Source organism: Flavobacterium sp. FG139 (assembly GCF_057809695.1).
Genome location: NZ_JBMDKL010000001.1, coordinates 23,868 through 40,944 on the forward strand (window position 1 = coordinate 23,868; position 17,077 = coordinate 40,944).

20 protein-coding genes are annotated in these 17,077 nt (G+C 33.2%); 14 read left to right on the forward strand and 6 right to left on the reverse strand.

Annotated elements, in window-relative coordinates:
- Window positions 1-13: 13 nt before the first annotated feature.
- Window positions 14-637 carry a hypothetical protein gene (locus ACODSI_RS00100; protein ID WP_488914796.1) on the reverse strand — a complete coding sequence of 208 codons (624 nt, stop codon included), beginning with the start codon at window positions 635-637 and terminating at the stop codon, window positions 14-16.
- A gap of 111 nt (window positions 638-748) precedes the next feature.
- Between ACODSI_RS00100 and kdsB the strand changes: the two genes are divergently transcribed.
- Window positions 749-1,492 (forward strand): 3-deoxy-manno-octulosonate cytidylyltransferase, encoded by a 744-nt coding sequence (gene kdsB / locus ACODSI_RS00105; protein ID WP_488914797.1) that lies wholly within the window; start codon window positions 749-751, stop codon window positions 1,490-1,492.
- Window position 1,493: 1 nt separating this feature from the next.
- On the opposite strand, the gene ACODSI_RS00110 is transcribed toward kdsB, so the two are convergent.
- Complete coding sequence (locus tag ACODSI_RS00110) at window positions 1,494-2,159, reverse strand: spermidine synthase (protein ID WP_488914798.1); 666 nt, start codon at window positions 2,157-2,159, stop codon at window positions 1,494-1,496.
- A gap of 57 nt (window positions 2,160-2,216) precedes the next feature.
- Here ACODSI_RS00110 and ACODSI_RS00115 point away from each other — a divergent pair, with 57 nt between their 5' ends.
- The 8 genes from ACODSI_RS00115 (at window position 2,217) to ACODSI_RS00150 (ending at window position 9,569) form a co-directional block, all read left to right on the forward strand.
- The gene (locus tag ACODSI_RS00115; RefSeq protein ID WP_488914799.1) at window positions 2,217-2,384 is read left to right on the forward strand and encodes a hypothetical protein; all 168 of its coding nucleotides are present in this window, start codon (window positions 2,217-2,219) and stop codon (window positions 2,382-2,384) included.
- The gene (locus ACODSI_RS00120; protein ID WP_488914800.1) at window positions 2,381-2,770 is read left to right on the forward strand and encodes a 1-acyl-sn-glycerol-3-phosphate acyltransferase; all 390 of its coding nucleotides are present in this window, start codon (window positions 2,381-2,383) and stop codon (window positions 2,768-2,770) included. The genes ACODSI_RS00115 and ACODSI_RS00120 overlap by 4 nt, the downstream gene beginning before the upstream one ends.
- Window positions 2,771-2,823: 53 nt before the next feature.
- Window positions 2,824-3,837: a hypothetical protein gene (locus ACODSI_RS00125; protein ID WP_488914801.1), complete on the forward strand. Its 1,014-nt coding sequence runs from the start codon at window positions 2,824-2,826 to the stop codon at window positions 3,835-3,837.
- A gap of 102 nt (window positions 3,838-3,939) precedes the next feature.
- Window positions 3,940-5,079, forward strand: a complete 1,140-nt coding sequence (locus ACODSI_RS00130; protein ID WP_488914802.1) for a M14 family metallopeptidase — start codon at window positions 3,940-3,942, stop codon at window positions 5,077-5,079.
- 76 nt (window positions 5,080-5,155) lie between these two features.
- Window positions 5,156-5,635 carry an Lrp/AsnC family transcriptional regulator gene (locus tag ACODSI_RS00135; protein WP_035127172.1) on the forward strand — a complete coding sequence of 160 codons (480 nt, stop codon included), beginning with the start codon at window positions 5,156-5,158 and terminating at the stop codon, window positions 5,633-5,635.
- Between the two features lie 97 nt (window positions 5,636-5,732).
- Window positions 5,733-6,452 carry a phosphodiester glycosidase family protein gene (locus tag ACODSI_RS00140; protein ID WP_488914803.1) on the forward strand — a complete coding sequence of 240 codons (720 nt, stop codon included), beginning with the start codon at window positions 5,733-5,735 and terminating at the stop codon, window positions 6,450-6,452.
- A gap of 10 nt (window positions 6,453-6,462) precedes the next feature.
- Window positions 6,463-9,039 (forward strand): phosphoenolpyruvate carboxylase, encoded by a 2,577-nt coding sequence (locus ACODSI_RS00145; RefSeq protein WP_488914804.1) that lies wholly within the window; start codon window positions 6,463-6,465, stop codon window positions 9,037-9,039.
- Between the two features lie 11 nt (window positions 9,040-9,050).
- Window positions 9,051-9,569 carry a DinB family protein gene (locus ACODSI_RS00150; protein ID WP_488914805.1) on the forward strand — a complete coding sequence of 173 codons (519 nt, stop codon included), beginning with the start codon at window positions 9,051-9,053 and terminating at the stop codon, window positions 9,567-9,569.
- A 118-nt stretch (window positions 9,570-9,687) separates the two neighbouring features.
- Here the strand turns inward: ACODSI_RS00150 and ACODSI_RS00155 are convergent, their stop codons facing one another.
- The 4 genes from ACODSI_RS00155 to aroB form a co-directional block, all read right to left on the reverse strand.
- Window positions 9,688-10,101 carry a DNA primase gene (locus tag ACODSI_RS00155; protein WP_488914806.1) on the reverse strand — a complete coding sequence of 138 codons (414 nt, stop codon included), beginning with the start codon at window positions 10,099-10,101 and terminating at the stop codon, window positions 9,688-9,690.
- A 9-nt stretch (window positions 10,102-10,110) separates the two neighbouring features.
- Window positions 10,111-11,085: a deoxyhypusine synthase family protein gene (locus tag ACODSI_RS00160; RefSeq protein WP_488914807.1), complete on the reverse strand. Its 975-nt coding sequence runs from the start codon at window positions 11,083-11,085 to the stop codon at window positions 10,111-10,113.
- A 111-nt stretch (window positions 11,086-11,196) separates the two neighbouring features.
- Window positions 11,197-12,603 carry a type III PLP-dependent enzyme domain-containing protein gene (locus ACODSI_RS00165; protein WP_488914808.1) on the reverse strand — a complete coding sequence of 469 codons (1,407 nt, stop codon included), beginning with the start codon at window positions 12,601-12,603 and terminating at the stop codon, window positions 11,197-11,199.
- Window positions 12,604-12,895: 292 nt separating this feature from the next.
- Window positions 12,896-13,957 (reverse strand): 3-dehydroquinate synthase, encoded by a 1,062-nt coding sequence (gene aroB, locus ACODSI_RS00170; protein WP_488914809.1) that lies wholly within the window; start codon window positions 13,955-13,957, stop codon window positions 12,896-12,898.
- Window positions 13,958-14,102: 145 nt separating this feature from the next.
- On the opposite strand from aroB, the gene ACODSI_RS00175 reads away from it, so the two are divergent.
- Genes ACODSI_RS00175 through ACODSI_RS00195 form a run of 5 tightly spaced genes read left to right on the forward strand, consistent with a single transcriptional unit; the run spans window position 14,103 to window position 17,077 of the window.
- A complete protein-coding gene (locus ACODSI_RS00175) occupies window positions 14,103-14,405 on the forward strand; it encodes a TIGR03643 family protein (protein ID WP_488914810.1) in 303 nt (100 codons plus the stop codon).
- The gene (locus tag ACODSI_RS00180; RefSeq protein ID WP_488914811.1) at window positions 14,402-14,809 is read left to right on the forward strand and encodes a DUF2452 domain-containing protein; all 408 of its coding nucleotides are present in this window, start codon (window positions 14,402-14,404) and stop codon (window positions 14,807-14,809) included. Before ACODSI_RS00175 ends, ACODSI_RS00180 begins: the two co-directional genes overlap by 4 nt.
- Window positions 14,810-14,824: 15 nt before the next feature.
- Window positions 14,825-15,469, forward strand: coding sequence for a flavin reductase family protein (locus ACODSI_RS00185; RefSeq protein ID WP_488914812.1), 645 nt, complete (start codon window positions 14,825-14,827; stop codon window positions 15,467-15,469).
- Window positions 15,466-16,974 carry a cryptochrome/deoxyribodipyrimidine photo-lyase family protein gene (locus ACODSI_RS00190; protein ID WP_488914813.1) on the forward strand — a complete coding sequence of 503 codons (1,509 nt, stop codon included), beginning with the start codon at window positions 15,466-15,468 and terminating at the stop codon, window positions 16,972-16,974. The genes ACODSI_RS00185 and ACODSI_RS00190 overlap by 4 nt, the downstream gene beginning before the upstream one ends.
- A complete protein-coding gene (locus ACODSI_RS00195; RefSeq protein WP_488914814.1) occupies window positions 16,940-17,077 on the forward strand; it encodes a DUF2256 domain-containing protein in 138 nt (45 codons plus the stop codon). Before ACODSI_RS00190 ends, ACODSI_RS00195 begins: the two co-directional genes overlap by 35 nt.

Genomic DNA, 17,077 nt, shown 5'->3' on the forward strand with positions numbered 1-17,077 from the left:
AACCTTTTTTAGTTTAAAATATTTTATTGCGTTTCCGGTTGTTATGGTTTTTTACATGATTCACAATATGGAGTTTGTTGGTGAGTATGCCGCCTTCGCTGCGTATCAATCCATATCGTAAATACAAACCAAAGAAACTTTTGTTTGTATCGTCATAATTCCCAACAAAATCAATATTTCCGAAAACAAAACCAAAGCCAAATTTGTCAGTAACTTGAGCATATAAGGTTGAAGAAATTTCCATCATTACAGGTGTTTTTGAATTAAACATATAACCTGCACCAATTGAAATTTCGTTGCTAAAAATTCCGAATTGACAAGCGTCCATAGAAACTCTAAGTTCTGTATATTTAACACTGCTGCTATCGACAACCATGTGTTTGAATTCTCCAAATGCCAATCCTACATCAACCGAACCAAAAGATCTACCAAATTCGATATTTCGTGTCACTCGTTGCGATAAAGTTTCGCCTTTCGTATCACTTCCGGTGGTTAATGAAGTAAACATAGAACGTCCATACCACGAACTTTTTACACCAACAACAGTATCTTTTTCAACAGTAATTAAGGTGTCTTTAATTGCTTGTCCATTACAATACATGGAAAATAGAACTATAATTTTAAAAAGGTGTTTCATGCTATAATTTTATCCTGCTAAGATATTTAAAAAATGATTTAGCAGCAGTGATTCCTATGGAAATTGAAACCAATTTGTTTATTTAATATATTTGTCCAATAGAAACCACTTATGAAAGTCATTGCCGTTATCCCAGCTCGTTATGCTTCAACTCGTTTTCCTGCTAAATTGATGCAAGATTTAGGAGGTAAAACAGTCATTCTTCGAACTTATGAAGCAGCTGTAAACACCCATTTGTTTGATGATGTTTTTGTAGTAACCGATTCTGAGTTGATTTATAACGAGATTGTTTCCAACCACGGAAAAGCGATTATGTCAATTAAAGAACACGAAAGTGGTAGTGATCGAATTGCAGAAGCGGTAGCCAATTTGGATGTCGATATTGTAGTAAATGTGCAAGGTGACGAGCCGTTTATCAATAAAGAGCCTTTAGAAAAGGTTATTGAAATATTTAAGAAAGATACCGATAGAAAAGTGGATTTAGCCTCGTTAATGAGAGAAATTGAGAATCAAGACGATATCAATAATCCTAATAATGTGAAAGTAGTGGTAGACCAAAATAGTTTTGCATTGTATTTTTCACGTTCGGTAATTCCGTATCCACGTGAACAGAATGTTGGCGTTCGGTATTTTCAACACATCGGAATTTATGCTTTTCGCAAACAAGCATTGCTGGATTTCTATTCCTTACCAATGATGTCTTTGGAAGCTTCAGAAAAACTAGAGCAGCTTCGTTATTTAGAATTTGGAAAACGCATCAAAATGGTAGAAACTACCCATGTTGGAATTGGTATTGATACCATCGAAGATCTAGAAAAAGCTAGAAAGTTGTTGCACGATAATAGCAGGATATAATTTATTCTGACAATTTTTTAATCGTAAACAGTTCGTTATGAACTTCTACTTTTGGATACATTCTCAAGGAATAATTACCGTCAAATTTCTTCTTGTAATCGATGTTCCGAATACGGTCTTTTTCACTAATTACCATGGTATTGAATAAAATAAACCCTTCTGTATTTAGAAGAAAATTTATTCGATTGATAAAAAAATCTTCAAAAAGAAAATTGGGCATTGAAGTATCTTGAAAAATATCAATAATAATTAAATCATACTTTGATTTAGTTTTTAGTACAAATTCAAAAGCATCATCGACAATCAAATTGAGGTTTTTTATTTCGTTCAATTTAAAATAGGTGTTGGCAATTTCAACAATATCGGGATCAATTTCAACACCTGTAATTTGTCCTTTAAATTTGACTTCATCGGATAATGTTTTAATAACACTTCCTCCTGCAACACCTAAAATCAATATGTTTTCAAATTTTCTAATGCGATCAAATCCAATATATTTCAATCCTTTTCTCAGAATCCGTTGCAAACTGCCATAAGAATAGTTGGTGTTTTTACTGTCCAAAACCAATTCGCCGTTATTCCAAGTCACTTCTAATGTATTGCTCACAGCAGAATTTTTCTTATAAACGTTTATCGGAATGAAATAACTTAGAAATTTGGCAATCATAAAATTTATTTTCTCAAAAATAAGAGATTAATGCTAAATTTACGCAAAATATTCGAGATGAAAAAAAGACTTTACGAATTTATTTTCTTCCGTTTAATGGGTTGGAAAATCACTGGAAGTTTTGATGAAAATATTAAAAAATGCGTCATTGCCGTAATGCCGCATACGTGTAATTTTGATTTTTTTATCGGATTATTAGTCAGAGGTATTGCAATCAACAAATGAATTTTGTAGGCAAAAAAGAACTTTTTATTTTTCCGTTTGGATATTATTTTCGCTCCATTGGTGGTGCACCTTTGGATAGAAGTGGTGGTAAAAACTTAGTAGATGCTATTGTGGATGTATTCAATAGTCGTGAAATTTTTCGTTTGGGAATTGCTCCTGAAGGGTCTCGAAAAAAAGTATCAGAACTTAGAACCGGATTTTATTATATTGCTCTAAAAGCTAATGTTCCTATTGTTCCAGTAGCTTTCGATTTTGGGAAAAAAGAAGTTAAAATTGGAAATCCGATTTATGTTTCTGGTGCTATAGATGAAGACATGAAAACTTATTTGAGTTTCTATAAAGGGGTTAACGGAAAATTTCCTGAAAGGCAATTTCAAATTTTTTAAAACCACATTTCCTTTCTTATCGTAAATAGTTTAAACTCAAAAAAAAACTATTTATGAAAAACTATCTTACACTAGGACTCCTTTCTTTAACTTTATTTTCGTGCAGCAATGACAACAACGACAATCCAACACCTGCAGCTCCAGCAAGTGAATTAAAAATTGTAACTTCTAGTAATACTACTGGAAAAGTAACCTTTACCGATTTATTGTCGGCTATGCCAATGGTAAATAGTTTTACTATTCCTTCAATAGATACTGATGGGGTTTATTATGATTCGACGTCAGATGAAATTATTGTAGCATCGCGTACCAACAATAAATTAGAAGCTTACACCAATATTAAAGGTGCTATAACAGCTAATGCTTCTTCATTGAGTTTGGCTTATTCTAGTACTTCTGAGTTTAATAATCCCAGAGAAACTGCGGTTTCTGGTGATAAAGTGATTGTAACTCAAGATCAAAATGCGGCTAACGGTAATACTAATAAAATATTAGTATATCAAAAAATCAACTCAGGGTTACTGTCTTTTAATAAATCATTCACCGTAAATTTTAAAATTTGGGGAATATTTATAGATGGAACTACTTTATATGCCGTAGCCGATTTAACTGGTGATTTAGTAGTTTTTGAAAATTTCTTATCCAATCAAAGTGGAGCGATTACTCCAACCAAACGCGTTACCATTGCTGGATTAGTGCGTTCTCATGGATTGACTTATTCTGCAACAGACGACCGAATGATATTGACGGATGTTGGAAGTGCCACAGTTGATTCTGATGGTGCCGTTATTGTTATTGATAATTTCAAATCGGTATTGATGGCTACGCCAAATGCAGGTACTATTGCTGCTTCAAGTCAAATGAAAATTGCTGGTCCAATGTCAACTTTAGGAAATCCAGTGGATGTTGCTTATGACAATGTCACTAAAAAAATATATGTTGCCGAACGCTTAAATGCAGGAGGTAAACTATTAACGTTCAATGCACCAACGACCAATGGTGATGCTGCTCCAATCGAAAACAGAGCAGAAGCAGGAATAAGTAGTGTCTACTTATTGAGAAAATAATTTTTAGGTTATTTTTTTATGTTTGACCTCCAGTACTTTGTATTGGAGGTTTTTTAATTTTCAAATACATCAAGTTGCTTATATTTGTATTAAATTACCGCTATGAATTTTTTAGAATTACACCACCAATACAAAGAAAACTCACTTTTCGGACGTTATATTACGCTCAATGAGGTAGCGCCAATATTAGAAAAGTTACCTTCTGAAGTTATAGGCCAATCGGTTCTAGGAAAACCTATTTATAAATATGTAATAGGAACAGGAGCAAGAAAAGTATTTATGTGGTCGCAAATGCACGGCAACGAAAGCACGACTACAAAAGCCTTGTTTGATTTTTTTAAGGTAATCCATTCTGAAACTGAAATAGGTAAGAGGTTGTTGTCTGAATTTACTTTTTGTTTTCTTCCAATGGTCAATCCAGATGGAGCCGAATTGTATACCAGAGAAAATGCCAATAAAATTGATTTGAATAGGGATTCGGTCGATTTATCGCAACCAGAAAGTCGGTTACTTCGAAAAACATTTGAGGATTTTCAACCCGATTTGTGCTACAATCTTCACGATCAACGTACTATTTTTGGTGCAGGAAATACAGGAAATGTTGCAACCGTTTCTTTTTTGGCGCCTTCCTACAATGAATCTCGAGAGATTAATGAAGTTCGCTCTAAAGCAATGAATGTGATTGTAGCGATGAACAACGAGCTCCAAAAGTACATTCCAAACCAAGTCGGACGTTTTGATGATGGTTTTAATAGTAATTGTATTGGCGATATGTTTACAATGTTAAATGTGCCTACAATTTTATTTGAAGCCGGACATTTTCCAAACGATTACAATCGTGAAGAAACCCGAAAAATGATTTTTATTGCATTGATTTCAGGATTACAACATATTTACGAAAACGATATAGTTGATAATAAAAATGTAGATTATTTGTCAATTTCTCAAAATAATATCGTTTTTTATGATTTTATTTATAAAAATGTTAAAATAAATTATGATGGTAAGGAAATAATTACGAATTTTGCTGCTCAATACAAAGAAGAACTGGTTGAAAATCAAATTCAATTTAATGCTTATATAGTTGAAATTGGAGATTTAGATGGGAAGTTCGGACATTTTCAATACGATGCGCAATATGCCTTGTATTCTGATGCAGAAGCTAATTTTCCGAAAATCAATCAAAAAGCTAACTTTTGTTTAGAAAAAGATATTAAATTTGTTAATGGGTTAAAAAAATAACACTTTTTCTTGTTTTTTCTTAAATAAAATGTATTAATTTGTATTGCAATAAAAACAATAATATAAATTAGTAATTATGAGTAAGTTTCGTTTAGATGAAGTAGATCACCAAATCCTTGACATGTTGATTGACAACACAAGAGTTCCATTTACAGATATCGCTAAAAAATTATTAATTTCCGCTGGAACGGTTCACGTTAGAGTTAAAAAGATGGAAGATGCAGGAATCATTATGGGTTCTTCATTAACTTTAGACTATGAAAAATTAGGCTATTCTTTTATCGCTTACGTTGGAGTTTTCTTAAATAATACTTCACAGACTAAATTTGTTTTAGAAAGAATCAACGAAATTCCTTTCGTTACCGTGGCTCATGTAACCACTGGTAAGTTCAACATTTTCTGTAAGATTCGCGCCAAAGATACCAAACACGCTAAAGATGTCATCTTTATGATTGATGATATTGAAGGAGTGTACAGAACAGAAACGATGATTTCACTTGAGGAAAGCATCAACGATAAAAAACGTTTGATGCATACTATTTTTAAAGACATTTAATTTTCTTACGGAAAAATAAATTATAAATTAAACCTCAAGCAATTTTTCCTTGAGGTTTTTTTGTATCTTAATACCAGTTTAATAACGAATTATAGGTATGAAAAATAAGATAATAATTGTATTACTTCTTGCCGTTTTTTCAACACTATTACTTCAGTTTTCTTTGAAGGATAGTGACTTTATCTGTTATGTTGTGAATCCCAAAAAACAAAAACTGACTTTGTATTGGAAAGACGAAAAACAAAACAATTTTGGAAGTTTGCAAAATTTGAAACAATGGTTGTTTAAAAATAATAAAGATTTACTTTTTGCTACCAATGGTGGTATGTATAAAAAAGACCATTCGCCTCAAGGACTTTTTATTGAAAATAATAAAGTTAAAACAGCTATTGATACTTCCTCAGGAAATGGGAATTTTTACATGAAGCCCAATGGAGTCTTTTATATCACTAATGATAACAGAGCTTTTGTTGTTAAAACTGCAGATTTTAAAAATAATCCCAAAATAAAATTTGCTACACAATCTGGACCAATGCTTGTAATTAATGGAACTATTCACCCATCATTTAATAAAGCTTCTTCAAATTTGAATATCAGAAATGGTGTTGGAATTCTACCTAATAATGAAGTTTTATTTGCAATGTCAAAGAAAGGAGTAAGTTTCTATGAATTTGCAGAATTCTTCAAAAACAAAGGCTGTTTGAATGCATTATATTTGGATGGTTTTGTTTCCAGAACGTATTGTCCGAGTGAAAATAGTAATCAATTAGATGGTGATTTTGGTGTCATCATCGGTATTACAAATGATAAATTTTAAAGCCAAAGCAATGTATACACTACCAAAAATTGAACGATTTAATCAAAATGTGTTGTCTAAATACCACATTTACAATAGTGTTTTTATCACATTACCATTCGATGCTATTGATAATACAGGGGTTTTGTTACCACTTTTTAGTGAAGTTTGCGATGCAGGATTTAAGAATAAGCTGTCTCCCATTGAAATTGTAAATTCTTTTACTCATAAATATTTGGAAGGTGTTAATGAAACTGAAAAAATAAGCTTGATGTTTCGATTCATTCAGTATGTTGAACGCCAAATTGTTCTTTTTGATGCCATCGAAGATGCCGCTTTTCCGGTAGTGAATAACATGGAAGGAAAAGGTTCACTTCGAGATAGTAAAGAACGAGCAGATACCAAAGAATTGAAAGAAGAATTAATCTCTTTTTTAAATGATTTTAATATTCGAACCGTATTAACAGCACATCCAACCCAGTTTTATCCGGGTTCAGTTCTAGGAATTATAACCGATTTAACGGATGCTATTCGTGAAAATGATTTAATAAAAATTGAAAAATTACTGGCCCAATTGGGTAAAACACCTTTCATTAAAAAAGAAAAACCGTCACCTTTTGACGAAGCAGTGAGTTTGATTTGGTATCTTGAAAACGTCTTTTATCAAACTTCAGGCGAAATGCTGCAATACATTCAAAAGAATATTTTTAAGGAGGAAACCATTTCCAATCCTATAATAAATCTTGGATTTTGGCCCGGCGGTGATCGTGATGGAAATCCTTTTGTTAAGGCAGAAATCACTTTAAAAGTAGCCGATAGGTTGCGGACTTCCATTTTAAAATGTTACTATTCAGATGTTAGAAAATTAAAAAGAAAACTGACTTTTCCTGGAGTTGATATAATTATAGCCGAATTAGAACACAAATTATACCGTTCTGTTTTTTATTCTAAAGGTGAAATTTTTATCACACTTCCCGAATTGAAAGATAAATTGCAAGAGGTAAAATCCATTTGTATCGAAAAACATCAATCTTTATATCTTGATGAGATTAACGATTTATTGAATAAAATTAATGTTTTTGGGTTTCATTTTGCTTCTTTAGACATTCGTCAGAATAGTAAAATTCACAATAAAGTAATTAAAACTTTATTTGAGGCATTTGGAATTGATGATGACAAATTTAATCAGTATTATGGGTATCCTGATGAAAAACGAATGGAATTACTTTCTTCAATTTCTAGAAATGTTTCATCCAATATGTTCCAAGACGAAATGGTAAAACAAACACTGGATTCTATTTTTGCCATGAAAAAAATTCAAGAAAGCAATGGTGAACTAGGCGCTAATCGTTACATAATTTCCAATAATGAAACTGCTTTAAATGTGATGGAAACATTTGCCTTGTTCAAATTGTGCGGTTGGAACAATCCATCGGTTGATATTGTTCCGTTATTTGAATCTGTAGATGATTTGCAACAGGCTGATGTCATTATGGAGCAATTGTATACTAACCTTGAATATGCTACCCATTTGAAAAATCGCGGGAATATACAAACCGTAATGTTAGGTTTTTCAGACGGAACCAAAGATGGCGGCTATTTGATGGCCAATTGGGGTATTTTTAAAGCGAAAGAAACCATTACGAACGTTTCAAGAAAATTCGGAATCAAGGTTATTTTCTTTGATGGTCGCGGTGGACCTCCGGCTCGTGGCGGAGGAAAAACGCATAAATTTTATGCTTCATTAGGATCAACTATCGAAAATAAAGAAATACAGTTAACTGTTCAAGGACAGACCATTAGTTCTAATTTTGGCACGCCAGAATCGTGTCGCTATAATCTAGAAAACTTGCTAAGTGCCGGTATTTCCAATAAAATTTTCAATAATGAGAATTCAGGTTTATCCGATTCTGATAAAAATATAATTGATGCATTGGCAGAAAAGGGCTTTGAAAAATATTTGAGTTTTAAGAATCATCCCAAATTTATTCCTTATTTGGAAAAAATGAGTACACTAAACTATTACTCAAAAACCAATATTGGAAGTCGTCCTTCTAAAAGAAATACTACTGACACATTAGATTTTGCCGATTTGCGAGCCATTCCGTTTGTGGGTTCTTGGAGTCAAATGAAGCAAAATGTCCCAGGATTTTTTGGAGTAGGAACGGCTTTACATCACTATGAAGTTTCAGGAAATTGGGATAAAGTACAACATCTTTTTGATACGTCACTTTTCTTCAGAACGCTTCTGGAAAACAGCATGATGTCGTTGGCAAAATCATTTTTCCCACTTACGCAATACATGAGAAATGATGACGAGTTTGGCGAATTTTGGCAGATAATTTATGACGAATTCTTATTGTCAAAACGCCTTCTCTTAAAAATTGCCGGTCATAACGAACTCATGGAAAATTATCCTGACGGAAAAGCCTCTATCAAAATGCGTGAAGACATTGTACTGCCCTTACTCACCATTCAGCAATATGCCTTGATGAAAATCAATGAAATTAAAAAGGGTAGTGGTGACGTTGCCTTACTCGAAGTTTATGAAAAGTTAGTTACCCGATCATTATTCGGAAATACCAATGCCAGTAGAAATTCGGCTTAAAATAAAATTATATGAAACCAACTCAATTACAACCCAACGAATATGCTTCCTATTATGGGAACTATATTGCTCAAGTTTCTGATGAATATACTTTGATAGAAGAACTTGAAATTTCGTTACATCGATTCATCAAGTTTGTACAAAACATTCCGATGGATAAGTTTGATTTTCGTTATGCTGAAGGCAAATGGACCATCAAAGATATCATTCAGCACCTTATTGATGCTGAACGTGTTTTTGCTTATAGAGCCTTGCGTTTTGCTAGAAATGACGCAACTGAATTGCCAGGTTTTGAAGAAAATGATTATGTGAATGAAGCCAATGGCAACCAACGCAGCATCATGGAATTACTCACAGAATTGTCAGCGGTACGACATGCTACATTGTTATTGTTTAAATCGTTTAATGAGGAACAATTGTTACGAATTGGGATTGCTTCCAACAATCCAATGTCGGTTAGAGCATTGGGTTTTGTGATGATTGGGCATCAAAATCACCATCAAAAAGTTTTTGAAGAACGCTATTTGTAACGAGGTACAAAATGAAAACTGCGAAGTAAGAAATAAAAATAAAAAATCCCAAAATTAGATTATTCTACTTTTGGGATTTTTCAATTCGTACTTTGTATTTCCAACTTCGTACTTTATATTATTCTTCGTCTTCGTCTTCATCAAAATTATCTGATGTTTCAAAGTCATCGTCGTCGTCGTCGTCGTCTCCATCATCAGATCCGCCTTTGTCTTTTAACAAATCTTCTTCCACGTCGTCGTCGTCAGAAGCATCTTCATCATCATCTAAACCAGCCACTGGAATAATCGGCTCAATTACAGAATCTAAATCATCATCTTCATCAAATTTTTCCATTCTGCTGGCTAATTTCGTACTTACTTTTACTAAATAAATAGTGTCTTCTGTGCGAACTTCAACCGCTTCAATAAGTTCATTTTGCGCATTTCTAAAGCGAATGATGTCTGAATCGTCATATCCGTCAGGAAATTTTTCAACTAATAAGTTTAGAATGTCGCCTGTTAGCTTTGCATAATCAACAATAATTCTTCTCATAAATGTATTTTATTGGTCTAATAAATAAGCAAAAATTAGTGGAGCAACAATAGTTGCATCTGATTCAATAATGAACTTTGGAGTATGAATATCTAATTTACCCCAAGTAATTTTTTCATTTGGAACCGCACCTGAGTACGAACCATAACTCGTTGTAGAATCTGAAATTTGACAGAAATAACTCCAAAACGGAATATCGTGCATTTCCATATCTTGATATAACATTGGTACGACACAAATTGGGAAATCTCCAGCAATTCCTCCACCAATTTGGAAGAATCCAACACCTTTGCCACCTGAATTTTTTGGATACCAATCGGCCAACCACATCATGTATTCGATACCGCTTTTCATGGTAGTTGGTTTGAATTCACCTTTAATACAATAGGAAGCAAAAATGTTACCCATCGTACTGTCTTCCCAACCTGGAACTACAATTGGCAAGTTTTTTTCTGCAGCAGCAACCATCCACGAGTCTTTTGGATCAATTTCGTAATATTGCTCTAAAACTCCTGAATTCAACATTTGATACATAAATTCATGTGGAAAATAACGTTCTCCTTTGGAGTCGGCATTGTTCCAAATATCGTATAAATGAGATTGTAATCTTCTAAAAGCTTCTTCTTCTGGAATACAAGTATCAGTAACTCTATTGTAGTGATTTTCTAACAAATCCCATTCTTCTTGAGGCGATAAATCGCGATAATTTGGTACTCTTTTATAGGAATTGTGCGCCACTAAATTCATAATATCTTCTTCAAGATTGGCTCCTGTGCATGATATAATGTGTACTTTGTCTTGACGAATCATTTCTGCTAATGATTTTCCTAATTCTGCCGTGCTCATAGCACCTGCAAGAGTAATCATCATCTTTCCGTTTTCCAATAAATGTTGCTCATATCCTTTGGCAGCATCTACTAAAGCAGCTGAATTGAAGTGAAGGTAATGCTTCTCAATAAACTGACTTATTGGTCCTTTGCTCATTTTGTTTGTTTAAATTTATTTAGTGTAGTTTGGAGTTCAAAGAAAAACTATTTTTCTAAAAATTCAAACTATTTTATATACTATTTTATGCTTATTTCAACCTAATTATAGTTACTGTTTTTTGCTGTAACCTAATATTTCAAGTACTTGTTCGGCTGTTTGTTGTTCCGAAAAAACTTCGGTAGCAATGATGCCGTTTTCATCTCGATCAATCAAAATATGTTTCGGTTGCGGAATCAAACAGTGGTGTAATCCACCATAACCACCAATCGTTTCTTGATAGGCACCCGTGTTGAAAAATCCTATATATAGCGGTTTTTCTTTGTTGTATTTAGGCAAATAAATGGCATTCATGTTTTGTTCAGAATTGTAATAATCATCACTATCACAAGTCATTCCGCCCAATAAAACACGTTCGTAAGTATCATTCCAACGGTTGATAGCCAACATAATAAAACGCTTGTTAATCGCCCAAGTATCGGGTAATGTTGTAATAAAAGACGAATCTATCATGTTCCAAGCTTCTCTATCATTTTGTTGTTTTTGATACAACACTTGATAAATGGCGCCACCAGATTCTCCAACAGTAAACGAACCAAATTCAGTAAAGATATTGGGCACATCAACCTCGGCCTCGTCACAAGCTATTTTAATTTGATTGATAATTTCATCAATCATGTATTGGTAGTCGTATTCAAATGCCAATGAATTTTTGATAGGAAATCCACCACCAATATTCAATCCATCTAAACTTGGACACTCTTTTTTCAAAGCGATATAAACCTTGATACATTTTACTAACTCATTCCAATAATAGGCATTGTCATTTATTCCAGTATTGATGAAGAAGTGAAGCATTTTCAACTCCAATTTATCATTTTCCTGAATTTGTTTTTTGTAAAAAGCAACAATATTTTTATACCCAATTCCTAAACGAGAGGTATAGAACTCAAATTTTGGTTCTTCTTCTGCAGCAATTCGAATCCCGATTTTAAATTTTCCTTTAATTTCGGCTTGAAGCAGATCCAATTCTTCATAATTATCAATAATCGGAATGGTATTTTTATGACCATTATTGATCAATCGAGCAATGTTGGTTATGTATTGATCTCTCTTAAAACCATTGCAAATAATGTGTGTACTCTTATTAATCTTTCCGTTTTCTAATAAGTTTTCAACAATATTAATGTCAAAAGCAGAAGACGTTTCAATGTGAATGTTGTTTTTGAAAGCTTCGTTCATAATGTATTCAAAATGAGAGCTTTTGGTGCAATAGCAATAATAATATTTACCTTCATATTTGTTCTTTTCCATGGCATTTCTAAACCAGTTTTTGGCTCTTTTAATGTTGTTGGAAATTTGTGGTAAATAGGTAAATTTTAACGGAGTTCCGTATTGTTCTACCAATTTCATCAAATCAATATTATGAAACTGAAGCGCATTTTCTTTGTTTAAAGTAAATTCTTCTTGAGGGAAATAATAGGTTTGATTAATTAAGTCGAAATATTTTGTATTCATTTAGTGATCAATTTTTAGATTAAATAGTTTGTTTGTGAACCTAGTTAATCTAAAATTCAAACTCTAATGTTTGCGTAGGCTATAGGTAAATCTAATGTAATTGATTTTATGATGTTAAAAACACAACGTTCCATGGTTCTAATGTAGGTAAAAAAACCAATCGAATATACCCGAAAACATTGATTGTTTTCAAGCGTAAAAGAGTTGCTGTTGTTCGTTGTATTGCTTTTAATCATCAGGGCAAATGTAAAAAATAAAATAAGCGAATTGCAACAATTTTTATAAAAAAAAATTAGTTTTCATAATTGATAAAACTTTCGATAATCAATTCATTTTCAACCGATTGATTTATAGCGGTGCTTCCGATAGAATTTAGCAATGCAAATTGTACTTTTCCATACTCATTTTTCTTGTCGTGTATGAGTAAATTTTGAATGCATTCGATGTCATTTTTGCTGAAAATTCGGTGTTCGTATATTTCAGTTAATGTATATTTTATTTGATGAAATGCATCCTTTGATAGTAATCCTTTTTGCATTGAAATGTAACTTTCTAAAATCATTCCAATAGCAATAGCTTCGCCGTGTAACAATGCGTTTTCCGTTTCCAAAAAATGACTTTCTATAGCATGTCCTAAAGTATGACCAAAGTTCAAGGCTTTTCGAATGCCATTTTCGGTTGGATCTTGTGTTACAATTTCATTTTTAATTTGTATGGAACGATAAATTAAAGCATCAAAATCGGCAAAATCAATATCTGATAAATTTAAAAACTGTTCCCAGTATTTTTGATCATAAATCAAACCATGTTTTAACATTTCTGCCAATCCCGAACGCATTTCTCTTTGGGACAATGTTTCTAGAAAATCGGTATCAATGAGTAATAATTTCGGAACATTGATGACACCAATTTGGTTTTTCAAATTTCCTAAATCAACGCCATTTTTCCCACCAATAGAAGCATCGACCATACCTAATAAGGTAGTTGGTACGTTAATAAAATCAATACCTCTTTTGAATGTGGAAGCAATAAATCCACCGATATCGGTAATTACACCGCCACCAAGATTGATTATCAAACTTTTTCTGTCGGCACCTAATTCAGAAAGAATAGACCAAATTTCGACGCAAGTTGTAATGTTTTTAATACCTTCTCCAGCTTCAATTTCAATAATTTCTATCGGAATTTCGGTGGCTAAATTGGGTAAAAATTTTGGTAAGCAAAAATCATTCGTGTGTTCGTCAACGAGTATAAAAAGGATGGAATAATTTTGATCTACCAGTAAAGAATTGATTTTTTCATATCCGTATTCATTGAAGTAAATGGAATATCCGTTGGCCTCTATTGCTTGCATAAATGATTTTATTTACGACAAAAGTACATATATTATTCAAGCACATTATAGTGGTATTGTAATTTTATATGCATAATAAAGTTTGTTTGTAATAAAAAAGAACTAATTTTGTTTAATATTTATTTAAAAAGATTAAACAAGTATTATGAAGCCGATTATTGCTGCTATCGAAAAAAATAAATTATCTGAAATACAGGTGGATCGAATTATCGAAATGGCTTGGGAAGACCGAACGCCGTTTGATGCTATTACATTTCAATTCGGATTGTCTGAAGCGGATGTAAAAGCCTTGATGAAAAAAGAGTTAAAGTTCAGTAGTTATAAACTCTGGCGCGAACGTGTAGAGAATTGTAAAACCAAACATGTAGCCAAACGTGTTGATGAAATTGACCGTTTTAAATGTACCAGACAACGTGCCATATCCAATAATAAAATCTCAAAACGATGAATCAAACAGAAAAAGAAAGACCTGATAATGTGGTGTATTCTGATCAAAATGGTTATAATGCCAGCTTGTTAACGTACTCCACTAACGTTGGTGCTCCAGTTATTAAAATGGACGATGTGGTATCCTGGAAAAGCAGAGGAATTAGCAATGTCAACAAACAATTTGAGAATAAGTTTAATGAAATAAGGCTGCAATACGAAAGTTTAATGAGGGAATACGAATGGAATGAATTGGTTTATAATTCGAAATTTTCTTTTGAGCCTGTCATTGGAGAAATATACCATTTGTACCGAGGTGAAGATGGAATAAACTTCTTGTCGTTGATTTCGCCTTTGGAATGGAATAAAGAACATATTGGTACTTTTCAACTGAACAGTGATAAAAAGTGGGTTGTAATACAATAATCAAATAAAATTTACATGCTAAAACACATCACTTCTGAAACCATCATGAAGATGGAAAAACAAAAGCGAGTTCACTTAATCAACAGTTTGGGTGGGTTTAAGAGTGTGGCTTTGGTTGGAACGGTCGATTTTGAAGGCAACGCTAACTTGGCTGTTTTTAGTTCGGTTTTTCACGTTGGAGCCAATCCGCCACTCATTGGTTTGATTTTCCGACCTGCACCTCCTGAGCGAAATACTTACAATAATATTATTAAAACTGGTTTTTACACACTCAATCATATTAATGAAACCATTTACAAACAAGCGCATCAAACTTCAGCTCGGTATGAAAAAGGCATTTCTGAATTTGAAATTACAGGTCTGAGTTCAGCTTATAAAGACCATTTCTTTGCGCCTTATGTAGCTGAAAGTAATGTGCAATTGGGAATTGAATTAAAAGAAAAAATAGATATTACAATCAACAACACAACTTTAATTATTGGTGAAATTAAACAAATCTATGTTCCGGGTAATTGTCTAACTAATGATGGTTTTATTGATTTAGAAAAAGCGAATACCATCACCTGTTCGGGTCTAGATAGTTATCACAAAACAGTACAATTAGACCGATTGAGTTATGCCAAACCCAACCAAGAAATTACGTCATTGCTAAAACATTGAATAAAAAAACAATCAATATTGTCTGGTTCAAACGTGATTTGCGTTTTGTAGATCATGAGCCTCTTTATTTGGCACAACAAGATGGCATTCCTGTGCTATTGCTTTATTTTTTTGAGCCATCGGTCATGTCTTATGACGATGCTGATGTACGTCATTGGCGCTTTATTTATGAGTCCATTCAAGAAATGCAAACGAAGCTAAAGACAGTTTCGGCACAAGTATATTTTTTTCACAACGAAGTGCAAGTTGTTTTTGAAGAACTTGTCAAAGTTTATGACATCAAAACTGTTTTTTCACACCAAGAAATTGGCAACAAACTCACTTTTGACCGCGATATTGCTATGCAGTCTTTTTTTGATGGGAATCAAATTCAATGGAAGCAATCGCAAATGCATGGTGTTATTCGAAGATTAAAAACCAGAAGCAATTGGGATAAGCGATGGGAACAAGTGATGCGCGATGTTCCTAAAATGATTGATTTGTCGACCTTGAAATTTGAAAATATAACACCTGATTTTTACGAAAAATTAAAAGGAAAAGCACTTCCAAAAGAAATTACAACCCGCAATGAAAACTTCCAACAAGGCGGCGAATATTGGGCATGGCGCTATTTGGATAGTTTTGTAAAAGAGCGGTATGTCAATTACAGCAAACACATATCCAAACCCAGTTTGAGTCGAAAAGGCTGTAGCCGATTGTCACCCTATTTAACGTATGGAAACATCAGTATGCGAATGGTGTATCAATATACTAATCAGCATTATGAAACGTCCAAAAATAAAAGAGCCATTCTGAACTTTGTGTCTCGTTTGCACTGGCATTGTCATTTCATTCAAAAATTTGAAGACGAATGCCGCATGGAATTTGAAAATGCAAATCGTGCTTATGATGGCTTGATAAAACCCAAAAATGAAACCTATATCAAAGCTTGGCAAGAAGGAAAAACGGGTGTCCCAATTGTGGATGCATGCATGCGATGTGTGGTAGCAACCGGTTATATTAATTTTAGAATGCGCGCTATGGTGGTGTCATTTTTCACCTTCAATTTATGGCAAGATTGGCGCGAATTGCATTTTCTAGCGCGTCAGTTTTTAGATTACGAACCCGGAATTCATTATCCACAATTGCAAATGCAGTCGGGAACTACAGGCATCAATACCATTCGCATTTATAATCCAATAAAAAATTCGGAAGACCACGACTCTGAAGGAATTTTTATCAAAAAATGGGTTCCCGAATTGGCCCAAATTCCAGTAGCATTTATTCATGAACCTTGGAAATTGAATGCCATCGAACAACAATTTTATAACTGTGAGATTGGTAAAGATTATCCGTTTCCTATTGTAAATATTGAGGAAACACGAAAAAAGGCTAGCGATATTGTGTGGAGTTTTAGAAAGAAAGATGCTGTCAAAGAAGAGGGTAAACGAATTTTGAAAAAACACGTGACTAATCCAAATAAACCAAAAAATGCGAGGAGTAAAAAAACAAAACCTTCCCAGTAAAATTTGTGTCGTGTGCAATAAACCTTTCTCATGGCGTAAGAAATGGGAAAAAGTGTGGGAAGAAGTAAAATACTGTAGTGATAAATGCAGAATGAATAAATAA